General features: G+C 35.5%; 11 protein-coding genes and 1 other annotated feature. Of the genes, 7 read left to right on the plus strand and 4 right to left on the minus strand.

The genetic code is table 11. The features are described 5' to 3' along the window. Position 1: 1 nt before the first annotated feature. On the minus strand, positions 2-655 hold the full coding sequence (locus JOC48_RS16465; protein WP_204501513.1) for an N-acetyltransferase: 654 nt from the start codon (positions 653-655) through the stop codon (positions 2-4). A gap of 326 nt (positions 656-981) precedes the next feature. Next, a complete protein-coding gene (locus JOC48_RS16470; protein WP_204501514.1) occupies positions 982-3,957 on the minus strand; it encodes a transglycosylase domain-containing protein in 2,976 nt (991 codons plus the stop codon). Positions 3,958-4,127: 170 nt separating this feature from the next. Then, positions 4,128-4,342, plus strand: a binding site (T-box leader). Positions 4,343-4,408: 66 nt separating this feature from the next. Between JOC48_RS16470 and tyrS the strand changes: the two genes are divergently transcribed. Beyond that, positions 4,409-5,677, plus strand: a complete 1,269-nt coding sequence (tyrS, locus tag JOC48_RS16475; protein WP_204501515.1) for a tyrosine--tRNA ligase — start codon at positions 4,409-4,411, stop codon at positions 5,675-5,677. 163 nt (positions 5,678-5,840) lie between these two features. On the opposite strand, the gene rpsD is transcribed toward tyrS, so the two are convergent. Next, positions 5,841-6,443, minus strand: a complete 603-nt coding sequence (gene rpsD, locus JOC48_RS16480; RefSeq protein ID WP_204501516.1) for a 30S ribosomal protein S4 — start codon at positions 6,441-6,443, stop codon at positions 5,841-5,843. A gap of 349 nt (positions 6,444-6,792) precedes the next feature. On the opposite strand from rpsD, the gene JOC48_RS16485 reads away from it, so the two are divergent. Further along, positions 6,793-8,400, plus strand: a complete 1,608-nt coding sequence (locus JOC48_RS16485; RefSeq protein WP_239584435.1) for a sensor domain-containing diguanylate cyclase — start codon at positions 6,793-6,795, stop codon at positions 8,398-8,400. Positions 8,401-8,437: 37 nt separating this feature from the next. On the opposite strand, the gene JOC48_RS16490 is transcribed toward JOC48_RS16485, so the two are convergent. Continuing rightward, positions 8,438-8,917: a GAF domain-containing protein gene (locus JOC48_RS16490; protein WP_204501517.1), complete on the minus strand. Its 480-nt coding sequence runs from the start codon at positions 8,915-8,917 to the stop codon at positions 8,438-8,440. A 204-nt stretch (positions 8,918-9,121) separates the two neighbouring features. Here JOC48_RS16490 and refZ point away from each other — a divergent pair, with 204 nt between their 5' ends. From refZ to JOC48_RS16515, 5 genes are all read left to right on the plus strand, one after another. Continuing rightward, positions 9,122-9,772 carry a forespore capture DNA-binding protein RefZ gene (gene refZ / locus JOC48_RS16495; RefSeq protein ID WP_204501518.1) on the plus strand — a complete coding sequence of 217 codons (651 nt, stop codon included), beginning with the start codon at positions 9,122-9,124 and terminating at the stop codon, positions 9,770-9,772. A 292-nt stretch (positions 9,773-10,064) separates the two neighbouring features. Then, positions 10,065-11,756 carry a septation ring formation regulator EzrA gene (gene ezrA, locus JOC48_RS16500; RefSeq protein ID WP_204501519.1) on the plus strand — a complete coding sequence of 564 codons (1,692 nt, stop codon included), beginning with the start codon at positions 10,065-10,067 and terminating at the stop codon, positions 11,754-11,756. A 218-nt stretch (positions 11,757-11,974) separates the two neighbouring features. After that, a complete protein-coding gene (locus JOC48_RS16505; protein ID WP_204501520.1) occupies positions 11,975-13,114 on the plus strand; it encodes a cysteine desulfurase family protein in 1,140 nt (379 codons plus the stop codon). 5 nt (positions 13,115-13,119) lie between these two features. Beyond that, positions 13,120-14,322, plus strand: a complete 1,203-nt coding sequence (gene thiI / locus JOC48_RS16510) for a tRNA uracil 4-sulfurtransferase ThiI (RefSeq protein ID WP_204501521.1) — start codon at positions 13,120-13,122, stop codon at positions 14,320-14,322. A 132-nt stretch (positions 14,323-14,454) separates the two neighbouring features. Then, a complete protein-coding gene (locus JOC48_RS16515) occupies positions 14,455-14,664 on the plus strand; it encodes an alpha/beta-type small acid-soluble spore protein (protein WP_204501522.1) in 210 nt (69 codons plus the stop codon). Positions 14,665-14,706 lie beyond the last annotated feature (42 nt).

Raw genomic sequence — 14,706 nt, forward strand, 5'->3', positions numbered from 1 at the left:
ATTATAACCCCTTTCTAAAAGAGCGATATTTCTCTTTTTCTAAAAATCGTAAACGATCAAATCTTTCTATAGATGATGTCGGGACATTTTTTCCTATTCTAACCATCAGGCAATTAGCAGGATGGGATATAATTTCTGGATCATCTGTAGGCGCTGGTTTCAACCCCCCTGCGCTCATCATCTTTTCCATAATTTTTCGATAGTTCCACACACTAAGCTTTGTTTCGTTTAAATCCCAGTGCCAATAATATTCTGTCGAAATAATAATGTAGTTTTCCATCATACTATCCATCATTGATAGTTTTAACATGTATGATCCGAGTTTTATTCCTCGATAAGGATATGCTACTTCTATCGCACCAAGCTCTAATAAGTCTTCCATTTTGTAAAGAGACCAACGTTCCATTGGATCAGGATAAAGAAAAGTAACATACCCAACGATCACATTATTGATTCTACTAATGATAATGCGCCCTTCTTCTAATTTTGCAATGTTAATTAATGCGGCAAACTGCTTAGAGGATGGACGAAACGCATGCAGATTTTCATGAAATTGATATTCCTTTAACTCGTCTGCAGTAATGGGTCCTTCAATCATTACATCCCCGTAAGAAGTATTTAATGACAAAGAATGGTATGTTTTTATATGTTTCAACGTTACACCACCTAGATACACAGGTTCATTAACAGTTTCTATTATACAGGAAAAGTCTTTAGAATGTGTGTCAGAAAAAGGAAAAGACTCCCTTTTGTAAGTAGTTCCTATGCTGTGGAAGAAAGTTAAGGCAAACGGAAGTCCGCACCAGTTACTTCTATTCTTGTAAGGTTCGATTTGCTATAAGATTTCATGTAAAAATCCCCTAACATTAAAATAGCAAACCAAATCCCTAAGCAATTTGGTCTGCTATTTCTTCAGAAGAACGGAGCTAATTCTTTTGTTTTGTTAAAGATTCACCTTCATTTTGAAAACTTTAAGTGTTGTTACTCTTCTAGATTACTTTCATCTGAGTTATTGCTCCCATTATTTTCATCACTATCATCCTGATTTTCATTACCTGATTCATTATCGTTTTCATTACCTCCGATTCCCGGAATATCAGGAATCGAATCATTTGATTTATCTGATTCATTTCCTTCATCTGATTCGGTTTCATCACCAGAATCTTCAGAGAAATCACCAACAACAACTTGTTCGGAAGCTATTGATTCGTGCCCAAAGTAATCTATTGCTTTTATTTGGTAAACAGCCCTACTATTAGAAATAGTAAACTCCAGTTCAGTAGTGCTACCCATTAAAGTAAAGGACGAATCTGGGTCATCTGCTTCAAATATTCGATAGCCTACTACATCTTTACTGGTTGATTCCTCCCATTGTAGTGAATCACCAGTATGAGTAACAGATGATGGGGGTTCAGGATCCTTTTCATCATTAGCTACTTCCTCCGTACTAGGAATTTCGATATCACTCCAGACTCCAGTGTTAGCAGGAATTAACTCACTTATATCATCGAGCTGGTCATACTCATTCTCTTTTAACCACTCTGGATTAAATGCAATACCATCTTCTTTAACGAACTCTTCTGGTGTATTTTCTCCAGCAATATAAGCTTCCTCATCTATTGTCACATACCTTCCCTTAATTAGGCTATTATCACGCTCATTTGGTACTGAGTCAACATTATACAAGTCTGTTTTGACTAGTCCTAATTCATTACATAAATCAGAAGGAAGCATTCCAGAGGTTACGCAATAAGATCTTGAAACAATGCCACCGGGTCTTTCAAATTGTTGACTTGGTGCTAATAATTCTGGATTTATTTCTGTTGCTGCATTAACTAACTGTGCCCATAATGTAACATTACGATTGCTGTATCCACTATCTAGCACCTTAGGTGTATCGTATCCCATCCAAATCCCCATGGTGACGTTTGGATTTGTTGCAACAAACCATGTGTCATACCAGTCATTAGAAGTTCCTGTTTTACCAGACCAATCAACATTGGGGTTGGTTAAATTAGCTCTTGCTGCAGTTGCTGTCCCTCTTTTTAGTACGTCACGCATCATATCAATCATTAAATAATTTGTCTGAGGAGTGAACACTTCTTCTGTTTTGGTCTCATGCTCGTATATAAGCTCTCCATCAAGTGTTTCTATTTTTTCAATCATGTAAGCATCAACAAAATTACCACCATTACCAAATGTTGCATAAGCATTTGTATTTTCCTCTATGGTTACCCCGTTTGTCACTCCACCAAGTGCCATTGATGGGTTTGAATGATCCCCTTCTGTTAATGAGGTGAACCCCATTTTCAGTAAATACTTAGAAACAGGATCCTCATTTATAATTTGCATATAAGTTTTTGCCGCAGGGACATTATGAGACTTATAAAGGGCTTCTCGTACGGAAACCAGACCATAATTTCGGCCTGTATAGTTACCAGGATTCCAAGGCTCAGGCATACCAGGATATTGGAATTCAGTGTCTGTATCTGCAATAATAGAACCAGGTTGCATAACTCCTTCTTCAAAGGCCGGTCCATAAACGAGTAAAGGTTTCATTGTACTTCCATTTGGTCTCCTAGCATCTGTTGCATGGTTTAATTCTTCGATTTCAAAATCTCTTCCGCCAACAAAACTAATAATTTTCCCTGTAGAGTTCTCCATTAATATACTTCCTACCTGAACAGGCTCCATTAATACCTCGTTTTCACCAGTCTCTGGATTCTCTACTAATACAGGATCACCTGTCTCATGATCAATAACTGGTTTATCCCGGCCATAATTATCATAATTGGCTGCTATCCCTTGAAACTTGTCATAAATTTGTTTGTCGATAGTAGTATGAATTCGGTAACCTCTTTGTGTTAGCTCTCGTTTGGCAAGTATCGTATATTCTTCTTCTAATATTTCGTTATTGTCAATATCTTCTTTCGTATAGCCATCTTCTTCAGCTAATATTTGAGTAAGTATATCTGTTGCTCTTTCTTTTATTTCATTCGTCAGATACGGGTATTTGTCAAGTGTTGAGGGCTCAGGTTCGGTAAAATCAGCGACAATATCGTAATGAATCGCTTCTTGATATTCCTCCTCGTTAATTACTTCACTTTCAAGCATTCTGTTCAGGACAGATTTCATCCGATTTAGACCTGGCTCTAATCCATCTGTACCCTTTTGTTGTCCGTTATTACGAAATGGTGTGTAATAAGACGGGCTTTGTGGAAGACCCGCAATAAACGCTGCTTGTGGCAAATTTAACTCCTTCGCATCAACGCCAAATATACCTTGAGCAGCTGTTTGAATACCTGCTATATTTCTTCCGTTAGCATTTCTACCAAATGGAACGATATTTAAATACGCCTCTAAAATCTCATCTTTATCGAAGAAACGTTCAAGTCTTAATGCCAATAAAATTTCTTTGGCCTTTCTCTCAAATGAAACTTCGTTGGTTAGTATCTGATTTTTGATTAATTGTTGTGTTAGCGTACTTCCACCAGTTTTAACAGATGCATTAGTGGCTTCTTGAACGACAGCCCGTAATATCGCCTTTGGAACAACACCGTTATGTGAATTAAAATATTCATCTTCCGTAGCGATGATTGCATCTTTAGCGTATTTAGAAACTTCGTCTAACGTAATTTCTTCTCGAAATAAATCTGAATTTAGTTCACCAAGATAAACATTATTAGTAAAAAATAATTCCGATGTCTCTTCATAATTGTAAATATCTCTTTCCATATTTTCGCGTGGGCGTATTTCCTCATCCTTTACCAAGGAAGCGAAATAACCTGCACCAACTCCACCAGCAAAAAATAACCCAACCACACCTGCAATGATGAAAAATAGAATGACATTCCAAATAACATCATATGTAATTCTAAAGCCTTTAAAAATAGATCCCTTTTTCCACCAATCTTTCAATTTCGTTAAAAGATTATGAGTAATTTTTTTGTTATCCACGATACTACCTCCTAATTTCAATCTATATTATAGCACAAACTATCCATATTCAGCAGTAAGTGAAAGGTGAAGTTGTTACTAAATATCAACTCAATGTTAGCTATTACCGATAACATCTATTGCATTTTTCAAAAAGATATGCTATTAATGGATAATAATTATTTGAATAGGAAATGGCGTTGAAGGAACAAAGTAATGAAGTAGCTCCCTTTTTCAGAGAGCTGACGGCTGGTGCAAGTCAGTATATAGCTACTTGATGAATTACATTCTGGAGCTTCTTCTGGTAGTCAGAAGACGGTGAATCTCATCGTTATGTTTTTCTTAAGTGGCAATACATATGTATTGCAACAAGGGTGGTACCGCGAGTATAAACCTCGTCCCTTTTAGGGGGCGGGGTTTTTTATTTTTGCATTTTTTTTACTATCAACGAGTAATAGAGGAGTGTAGTTAAATGGATATTTTGGAAGATTTAAGAGCTAGAGGATTAGTTAACCAAACGACAGATGATGAGGGCTTACAGAAGCATTTAGATGAAAATGTTGTTACTTTGTATTGTGGATTTGATCCGACTGCGGATAGTTTGCATATTGGGCATTTACTACCTATTTTAATGCTCAAACGTTTTCAACTAGCGGGTCATAGACCGATTGCTTTAATCGGTGGAGGTACTGGAATGATTGGGGATCCAAGCGGTCGTTCAACTGAAAGGCAATTAAATGATTTTGATACAGTACAAAACTTTGCTAGCAAAATAAAGGAGCAATTAGCAGGTATTTTAAATTTTGACGAAGGGGAAAATTCAGCAGTAGCAAGGGATAACTATGAATGGTTATCTAAAATGACAATTATTGATTTCTTAAGAGATGTTGGAAAGCATTTTGGAATTAATTATATGCTTGCCAAAGATTCTGTAGAGTCACGCTTAGAAGCTGGGATTTCTTTTACGGAATTCAGCTACATGATTTTGCAATCAGTTGACTTTATGAACTTATATGAAAAAGAAAACTGTACGTTACAAATTGGTGGTAGTGACCAGTGGGGTAACATTACTGCAGGTATGGAATTAATCCGAAGAACAAAGAGTGGAGAGCAAGAGGCGAAAGCATTTGGTTTAACGGTTCCTTTAATTACCAAAGCAGATGGATCTAAATTTGGTAAGACTGCTGGTGGAGCGGTTTGGCTTGACCCAGAAAAAACATCTCCATATGAGTTTTACCAATTTTGGATTAATACAGATGATCGAGATGTGATTAAATTTTTGAAATTCTTTACGTTCCTTGAAATGGATGAAATAAGTGCATTGGAAAGGGAATTAGAAGAGGCTCCAGAGAAACGTGTGCCACATACTCGTCTTGCAGAAGAGATGACGAACTTAGTACATGGAGAAGAGTCCTTGCAACAAGCACAGAAAATTACTGCAGCATTATTTAGTGGAGATATAAAATCGTTGAATGGAGCAGAAATTGAACAGGGATTTAAAGATGTACCTTCAATTACACTGGGAAAGGTAGAAATTGGTTTAGTTGAATTATTAGTAGAAGCAAAAATCTCTCAGTCTAAGCGACAAGCTCGTGAAGATATTCAAAATGGAGCAGTGTACATCAATGGTGAACGGAATCAAGATTTAAGGCATGTAATTAATAGTGATGACCGCATTGATGATAAGTTTACCATTATTCGTCGTGGGAAGAAGAAGTATTTCTTAATTCGTTTTGAATAACTTAGAGAGGGACTACCTAACTGGTATGCTGGTTAGGTAGTTTTTCTTATAAGATTAAGAAAGTATATAATATTCTTGAGCCTATCCCCAGTTTGGTAATACAACTAAAAATACAAAAAAGCACCAAATTCTTAATAGAATTTGGTGCTTTATTGAAAGCATATTAACGAGAGTAGAACTCAACGATTAATGCTTCGTTAATTTCTGCTGGTAATTCAGAACGCTCAGGAAAGCGAGTGTAAGTTCCTTGAAGACTATTTTCATCAAATGATACATAGTCAGGAACAAAGTTGTTAACCTCAATAGATTCTTTAATAATGTCTAAGTTTTGTGACTTTTCACGAACGCCAATAACTTGACCTGGTTTTACTTGGTAAGATGGGATGTCAACACGACTTCCATCTACTGTGATATGACCATGGTTTACAAGTTGACGAGCTTGTCTACGAGTACGAGCAAGACCAAGACGGTATACTAGGTTATCTAAACGAGATTCTAAAAGAATCATAAAGTTTTCACCATGAATACCTTTGGTTTTACCAGCTTGATCAAATAGGTTACGGAATTGACGTTCGTTAATTCCGTACATGAAACGTAGCTTTTGCTTTTCCTGAAGCTGTAATCCAAATTCTGAAAGCTTTTTACGTTGATTTGGACCGTGTTGTCCAGGTGCGTAAGGGCGCTTTTCTAACTCCTTACCAGTACCAGTTAATGAAATACCAAGACGACGAGACTTTTTCCATACAGATCCTGTATAGCGAGCCATTGTACATCTTCTCCTTTATATATTAGATTTGCATAAAATAAGACAGTGTGTCCCTTAGCCGCTGCTCATTTCATTTTCATGTACCATCGCTCCAGCAGCAGAGAGTTACACGATACACCTTGTTATAAACAAGGAACAAAATGAAACAGTCGGTGGTCCACGGAGGCTACCTTTTTTACACAAAGACCATTATAAGATTTTTATAACCATAAGTCAACACTTGCGAACAAATCAGACCTAGATACTCTAATGAAAAGTTTTCATTTTCGAGTGGGAAAGTTTTACTATTTCGTATATAATTATAGAATAGTCATTTTTCCCATTATTATCCTATGATAGGTGGATTCCAATGCAAATTGATAAAAACTTATCGTTGTATGAACTACGAACATATTTAAAAGAAAAACTCATCCATGATGTGCACGATGGATATAAGGACAGGGTTGTTACAGAAGCTTCAAAGCAAATGAACAGTGATTGTAGTTATGAATTACGGCAATTAGAGAGTCTTGCTGTTGAGGTTAACAATGTCTTAAAGGAGCTTGGTAGCTTTTCTAAAACGAAGGAAAAAGCAAACAAATATGAGTTGTTATATCGAGTGACTAGAAAGTTTCACTCTTCTATCAATACTCGAGATGTCTTAATAGAGATTATTAAAACATTATCTGAGGTTTATCCGGAGTTTAAATGCAAGTTACTTTTATCGCAAGATTACAAGGATGAAAGTGAGTTACCGATACAAGAGTTAATCTATAATGATGAATTTGTAAATAAATCAAGTGTACAGGCTTTTCTGACTGGAGAGGTTAAATTTGAAAGAAATAATAAAAAGAACAAGTCTAGACTCTTCGCTCCGCTAAAAGGACGACAGGGAATTTATGGTGTTTTACACGTAACTGCCCCGAATACATTAACTGTTCCTGCAAGTGATGTAGAATTTATCACATTATTAGCAAATACGGCTGGAAATGCATTAGAAAATGCCAGGCTGTACCAACAATCAAAGCAAGTAATTGCTGATTTACAGTTAATAAATGAAACTTCTCATAAGTTAAACTCGAATCTAAGGCTATCGGAAACAACCAACTTTATGTATAACCAGATAAAAGAGTCCTTTGGTGCAGAAGAAGTTGGATTTTTTCTTTTTAAAGAACATGGTTATGAATTACTAGATGGCAGTACTCGCTACTTCTCTGAGGATGGAGCTGCTTCCATTTTAACTAGTATATTACCTTTGTTGGAAAGGGATAAAGAGTCTTTGTTTATCGGTGATTTTTCAGTAAAACATCCTAGTGTACCGTATCGTTCTATTATGGCGATCCCAATGGTTCAATCTAATCAAACGAAAGGTGCAATTATCGTACTTCATCAAACACCATACTTTTTTAGCTTTGAATCGTTTAAGCTGTTTAAATCATTGGTTCATCATTCAACCTTAGCTTTTGTTAATTCATCACTTAGAGAGCAGTTAGAAAAACTAGTGATTACTGATTATTTAACAAAATTGTATTCTCGAAAGTATTTGGATGAAAAGCTTCAGGAACACCAGAAAGTAGATAATCATGGAGCATTGTTATTAATAGATATTGATGATTTTAAACAGCTTAACGATACGTTTGGACATGATACTGGAGATGAGGTCATTATCCAGGTGGCAAACATATTAGAGAATAATGTTGGAGAGAAAGCTTTTGCCGCTAGGTGGGGCGGAGAAGAATTCGCTGTATATTTACCGCATGTTACGATTACAGATGGTGTGGAGACAGCTAATCAAATTCTAAATCAAGTTCGTACTAACACAATTCCGAAAGTTACTGTTTCTATCGGTGTTTCCTATTGGCAGGCTGGAAAAATTAAAAAGGTAAAAACAATTTTTGAATGTGCTGACGAAGCATTATATGAGGCAAAACGATCAGGGAAAAACTGTGTTGCAACAGAAAAGAGGATGACTTATTAAAGTCATCCTCTCTCTTTGTGGTCCAGGAAATTATTTGTTAAATATTTTTTTCAATAATCGTTGCAAAGTTTTCTAAATATTGCTCGTCAATTTCATCAAATCTGTCTGTAATTGGACTGTCAATATCTAGTACGCCAAAAATTTCTCCATTTTTGTAAATAGGGACAACGATTTCTGATCTACTAGCTGCATCACACGCGATGTGACCAGGAAATTGGTGTACATCAGCAATTCTTTGCGTTTTTTCTTCTTTTACTGCTGTACCACAAACCCCTTTTCCATAACCAATTCTTACACAAGCAGGCAATCCTTGGAAAGGCCCTAATACTAACTCATCGTTTTTCCAAATATAAAAACCAACCCAATTAACTTCAGGGAGAAACTGATTTAATAGTGCAGAAGCATTGGATAAGTTTGCGACTTGATCCTGCTCATCCGCTAATAATGCTTCTAATTGCTTTAAAAGTAATGCATAATCCTTTTCTTTTGAACCGCTGTATTGTTGTGTTTGAAACAATTGTATTTCCTCCTTTTAGCTGTTACAAAGTGAATGTGTTACAAAGGATATCTATCTGGTATACTATGTTAATACAAACAGATGTAAAATTGCCAAAACATGACACACAAACCATTTTTGCAAAAGCCCTCGATATTTGACGACAGAAAAATGCAGGACTCCTTCCATTCATGTCGTAAAAAGTAATGTAAGGAGATGAATCTGATGAAAAAGAATGAAACAAAACAAAAAGTGATGGATGCTGCTTGCAAATTGTTTTTTGCAAAGGGTTATCATGGCACATCCGTAAGAGATATCGCCAAAAAAGCCTCCGTTAATGTTTCGTTAATTAATTATTATTTTACAAGTAAACAAGGTCTATTGGAAGAAGCTGTTGTTCATTACTATGAAGAATATTTGAAAAAAATAGACAACGTACTTGATGAAACCGAACAATTAGAACCAAGAGATAGACTAAAGAAAATGGTTGAAGTTATTATACAGTATAAACAGGATCAACATCAATTTACTTGTTTTATACAGCGAGAATTAAGTCTTGATTCCGTTTTTGTTCGAGAAATGATGGTAACTTACTTAGCCAAAGAGAATTATTATATTAGTAAGGTTTTCTACGATGCCGTAGAAGGTACATCTCACAACAATATAGATCGCGAATTTTTATTACTGCAATTAAAAGGACTATTAAGCACTCCTTACATAGCACCGAACGAATGGAGAAATAAAGTTGTTTGGGATCAATCCCATGATTTTTTTGTAAAAAAGTACACAAAAACAATAAACAATTGGTTGGATTTCGTGACAGAGGATAGCCATCTAAAGAGAGACAGCAGTTCCATGAATAAATCCAGATCCTGAACTGTAAAATATTCTTCTCTTGATGGCCTCTAATTCACCTCATCTTATTTTCCACCAGTAGCATGTTGTTTTTTCTTATAACACTCTTGAAAAAAATGTCAAATTATAAATAAATTTGAAAAAATTTGGCCCAAAAATATGTCTGACATGGTATCATAATAGTATTATGATACACAGTTAGTACAAAATGGTAATTCGATGTTTATTTGTCGAACTATTTCCTATCATGGAATGAGACAAATGGATTCAATTCGGATAGAAATATCGATGGGAAACGGTTAGGAGGATTATTATGGCTTATGTCATAGGGGTTATTCTCATCATCATAGCATTGATTATATTAGGTCTTATCTTGAGGAAAAAAGTGTATGATGAAGTTGATCGGCTAGAAGGTTGGAAAATGGATATAATGAACCGAAATGTGACTTCAGAGCTAGCTCGGATTAAAAGTTTAAATTTAATGGGAGAAACTCAAGACAAGTTTGAATCTTGGAAAGATCGTTGGGATCACATTTTAACGAGAGAGTTACCGGATATAGAAGAGTATTTATTAGATGCAGAAGAAGCTGCTGACCGATTTCGTATTTCAACTGCCAAAAAAAACTTAAAAGCAGTCGAGGATACGTTGGAATCAATTGAATCGGATATTGACGAAATGTTTAAGGAGCTGGAACATTTATTAGATTCTGAACAGCATAGTCGTAAAGAAATTGAATATTTGCAACCTAAAATAAAAGGCCTTAGGAAAAAAATAATCCAACATCGTCATTTGTTCGGAAAAGCAGAATATCGATTTGATGTGGAAATAGATGAACTAGAAGAAGAGGTTGGTAGATATTTTCAACTAGCAGAGACTGGGAATTATTTCGAAGGACAACAATTAGTATATAATCTGAAAAGTAGAGTTGCTGTAATTGAAGAACAAATCCAGGCTTTTCCGTCCTTATATAAAAAGTGCAAAAAAGAACTGCCTGCACAAATGGATGACTTACTTGCCGGAATTAAGCAAATGAAAGAGGATGGATATCGAATTGAACACTTTGGTTTTGAAAAGGAACTACATAAGGATCAAGAGCTACTAATTGAAAACATTGAAAAGTTAGAGAAGGGAATAACAAGTGAAGTACAGGAATTTATAGGCAGAATTGAAGAAAGAATTCCGGAAATGTATCAGTTGCTGGAAAAAGAAGCCGTGGCCAAGTCTTTCGTTCAAAAGCAGTTTCCTAGTTATCAAAAATTGATGGATGAAGTTAACTCCGATTTTGGCTCCACGCTGCAAGAGGTTGAGCAACTGCAAGAAACATACTATATTGAAAAAACGGACATGGAATTACATTTAAGCCTTGAAAAATGGATGAAACAACTTCAGCATCAATTTAAGCTTATCCAAACAGAAATGAATGAAGAGAGCATTTCCCATGCTGAATTGAGAGAGCTTATAGAAGATAGTTATAAAGAACTGTTACAATTGCAGGAATCTCATGATGAATTTAAAGAACAAATTAGAGCTCTTCGAAAAGATGAAATAGAAGCAAAAGAAAATGTATTAGAAATGCGTAAACAGCTTTATGAAACAAATCGAAAGTTACAAAAAAGTAATATCCCAGGAGTTCCATCCTTTATCTGGAATCTTTTAGATGAAGCAGTAGAGAAAAGTGAATTAGTAGTAAAAAATCTTGCCAAACAACCGCTTGATATGGGGGAAGTACAAAGCTCTTTATCAGAAGCAAAAAAGGCTGTATTAACAATGATTGAACAAACAGAATTATTATTGGACCAAGCCAGACTTGTGGAATTAGTGATTCAATATGCAAACCGTTATCGTAGTCAAGATTCAGTGTTAGCTGAAAAATTATACCGTGCGGAAAGTTTGTTCCGTAATTATGATTATGAAAATGCTTTGGAGGAAGCTATAACGGCTTTGGAAGAGGTTGAACCCGGGGCTTTAAAACGCTTAGAGGCATTTAGCCAAGTGCCAAGTTAGGTGTTGGTACAATCAATAATCGGACTGTGGCATTAGGTATTAACTATAATATCGAGTAAGTAAAAAGGTCTAATTTTAAGCAAAAAGCTTAAAATTAGACCTTTTATGTACTTGTAAAGTTTATAAATTTCAGGTTTGCAAGTGCATGATGATTTCCAATTGGACAGGATATGTGTTAATATATTTCAATGCAAAAGTGTAGAAGGAGGGAATCTCCTATGATTTACTTAGATAATAGTGCAACCACCAAACCACATCCTGATGTTTTGGATAGTTTTTTTAAAGTATCAGAAAATTATTTTGGAAACCCATCGTCTGTTCATCGATTTGGACTGGAAGCGGAACGTTTGTTGTTAACTGCAAAACAACAAGCTGCTCACCTACTTGGTGTTTCAGAGGATGAAGTTGTTTTTAATTCTGGTGGAACAGAGGGTAATAATACAGCGATTAAAGGAATTGCACTAGCACATCAAAATAGAGGTAAGCATATCATTACTTCTCAAATTGAGCATCCCTCGGTATTAGAAGCATGTCAAGCTCTTGAAAGTTTAGGTTTTTCTGTTACCTATTTGCCAGTTGATACAAACGGTTTAGTTTCTGTTGATGATGTAAAATCTAATATAACGGAAAACACCATTTTAATATCTATCATGCATGTGAATAACGAAATAGGGTCTGTTCAGCCGATTGAAGAAATAGGAATGATTGCGAAACAATATCCTAAATTATTTTTCCATGTTGATCACGTACAAGGGTTTGGAAAAGTTTCATTGGATTTAAAAAGTAGTGGAGTTGATTTATGTACCATTTCTGGACATAAAATACATGGGTTAAAGGGAACTGGTTTGTTATATATTAAAAAGAATACAACATTGTTTCCACTCCTTCACGGTGGTGAACAAGAATTAAACTACCGGTCTGGGACGGAAAATCTGGCAGGTATTGTTTCATTGGTAAAAGCTATGAGGTTAATATTGGAGGAACAAAAAGTAAACAAAGATAACTTAGTATCCTTGCAAAGCAGATTACGTAAATATTTAAAAACACTGGACTCCGTAATCATCAATTCGCCTGAGGGCCATTCACCACATATCCTTAACTTTTCTATACCAGGTTACAAACCAGAAGTTGTCATTCATGCTCTTGGAGAAAAAGGGGTATATATTTCAACGAAATCGGCCTGTTCATCCAAAAAACCGGATGAAAGTGCAGTTTTGGCAGCATGTGGATTAGGGAACAGTATAAGTGAATCTGCATTAAGAGTTAGTTTATCTTATGAAAATAATGAGAAAGAAATGGACACGTTTTTTGAAACACTTTCTGATGTAATTAAACAATTGAGTGAAGTAATGGGGTAGATAACATGCAGTACGATCATATCATTATACGTTATGGTGAAATTGCTTTAAAAGGAAAAAATAGAAAAGTATTTACTAATCAATTATCTGATAATATAGCGAAAAAGCTGAAGCAATTTTCTGCTATAAAAATAAGTATGCATAGAGATCGAATGTATATTGTGTTAAATGGTGAAAATCCTAAGAAGATAATAGAAAAGTGTAAGAACATATTTGGAATTCAAAGCTTGAGCCTAGCTGTGAAAACAACCAATGAAGTGACTGATATAAAAGAAGCTGCTTTAAATGTTTTGACGAAGGAGCCAAACGTAAAAACATTTAAGGTAACAACAAAACGGGCAAATAAAGAATTTCCAATTGGTTCTCAGGAATTTAACCATGTTTTAGGTGGTCATTTGTTATCGAATACGAATGACTATAAGGTTGATGTACATCAGCCAGATATAGAGATACGTGTGGATATTAGAAAAAAAGCAACCTATATAACATCAAAGAAAATTCTAGGTGCTGGTGGACTTCCAGTCGGATCATCAGGAAAAACATTATTACTTATGTCTGGTGGAATAGATAGCCCCGTTGCAGGATATTTAACAATGAAACGCGGGGTACAGGTGGAGGCCATCCATTTTCATTCTCCTCCATATACGAGTGAACGAGCAAAACAAAAGGTGTTAGATTTAGCGGAACGACTTACAGAATTCGGAGGAAAAGTTAAGGTTCATGTTGTACCTTTTACAAAGCTTCAACAAAAGATTTACAGAGAAATCCCTCATGGTTATTCAATGACAGTAATGCGTCGGATGATGTTGCGCATAAGTGAGCATATTGCGAAGCAGGAAGGTATCTTATCATTAACTACAGGAGAAAGTTTAGGTCAAGTTGCTAGTCAGACCATGGAAAGTATGAATGCGATTAATGAAGTAACAAACTTTCCAATTATTCGTCCATTAATAGCAATGGATAAAGAAGATATTATTAAAATTGCTGAGCATATTGAAACATATGAGATTTCAATCCGGCCATTTGAGGACTGTTGTACAGTGTTTGTTCCAAATGCTCCAAAAACAAAACCAAAAACAGACAAGGTTAAATATTTAGAAGAATTAATTGATTTTACCAATGATTTTAGTGAAACAATAGCTAATGTACAAACAATTGAAGTTTCAGAAGAAGAGCAAAAGAAAAAAGATCTTTTCGATTTGCTTTAATAATACGGTGATAATTGTAAGAAAATCTACCAATCTTTTGCCAGAGTTTGCAACAACTACCAGTACTTTTGGTGTATGAATTCACCCCTCCCTACACATTATAGAAATGTAGTAAAGAGGAGGTGAGACATCATGGCAAACAACAACAGCAATAACAGTAATCAACTATTAGTACCTGGTGTAAGCCAAGCAATCGACCAAATGAAAGTTGAGATTGCGCAAGAGTTTGGTGTGAATCTTGGTGCTGATACAACTTCTAGAGCTAACGGATCTGTTGGTGGTGAAATCACTAAGCGCCTAGTATCTATGGCTCAACAACAATTAAATGGTGGACAACAATAACAAGATAGTATGGCATAAAAGGGTAGTGTTATAGCACTACCC

Source organism: Aquibacillus albus, from assembly GCF_016908325.1.
GTDB classification, from domain to species: domain Bacteria; phylum Bacillota; class Bacilli; order Bacillales; family Amphibacillaceae; genus Aquibacillus_A; species Aquibacillus_A albus.

What these genes read in the sequence shown, in the direction of transcription:
- thiI (WP_204501521.1), top strand. Translation starts at nt 13,120, where the DNA reads ATGCAGTACGATCATATCATTATACGTTATGGTGAAATTGCTTTAAAA.
- JOC48_RS16505 (WP_204501520.1), top strand. Translation starts at nt 11,975, where the DNA reads ATGATTTACTTAGATAATAGTGCAACCACCAAACCACATCCTGATGTT.
- rpsD (WP_204501516.1), bottom strand. Translation starts at nt 6,443, where the DNA reads ATGGCTCGCTATACAGGATCTGTATGGAAAAAGTCTCGTCGTCTTGGT.
- ezrA (WP_204501519.1), top strand. Translation starts at nt 10,065, where the DNA reads ATGGCTTATGTCATAGGGGTTATTCTCATCATCATAGCATTGATTATA.
- refZ (WP_204501518.1), top strand. Translation starts at nt 9,122, where the DNA reads ATGAAAAAGAATGAAACAAAACAAAAAGTGATGGATGCTGCTTGCAAA.
- JOC48_RS16515 (WP_204501522.1), top strand. Translation starts at nt 14,455, where the DNA reads ATGGCAAACAACAACAGCAATAACAGTAATCAACTATTAGTACCTGGT.
- tyrS (WP_204501515.1), top strand. Translation starts at nt 4,409, where the DNA reads ATGGATATTTTGGAAGATTTAAGAGCTAGAGGATTAGTTAACCAAACG.
- JOC48_RS16485 (WP_239584435.1), top strand. Translation starts at nt 6,793, where the DNA reads ATGCAAATTGATAAAAACTTATCGTTGTATGAACTACGAACATATTTA.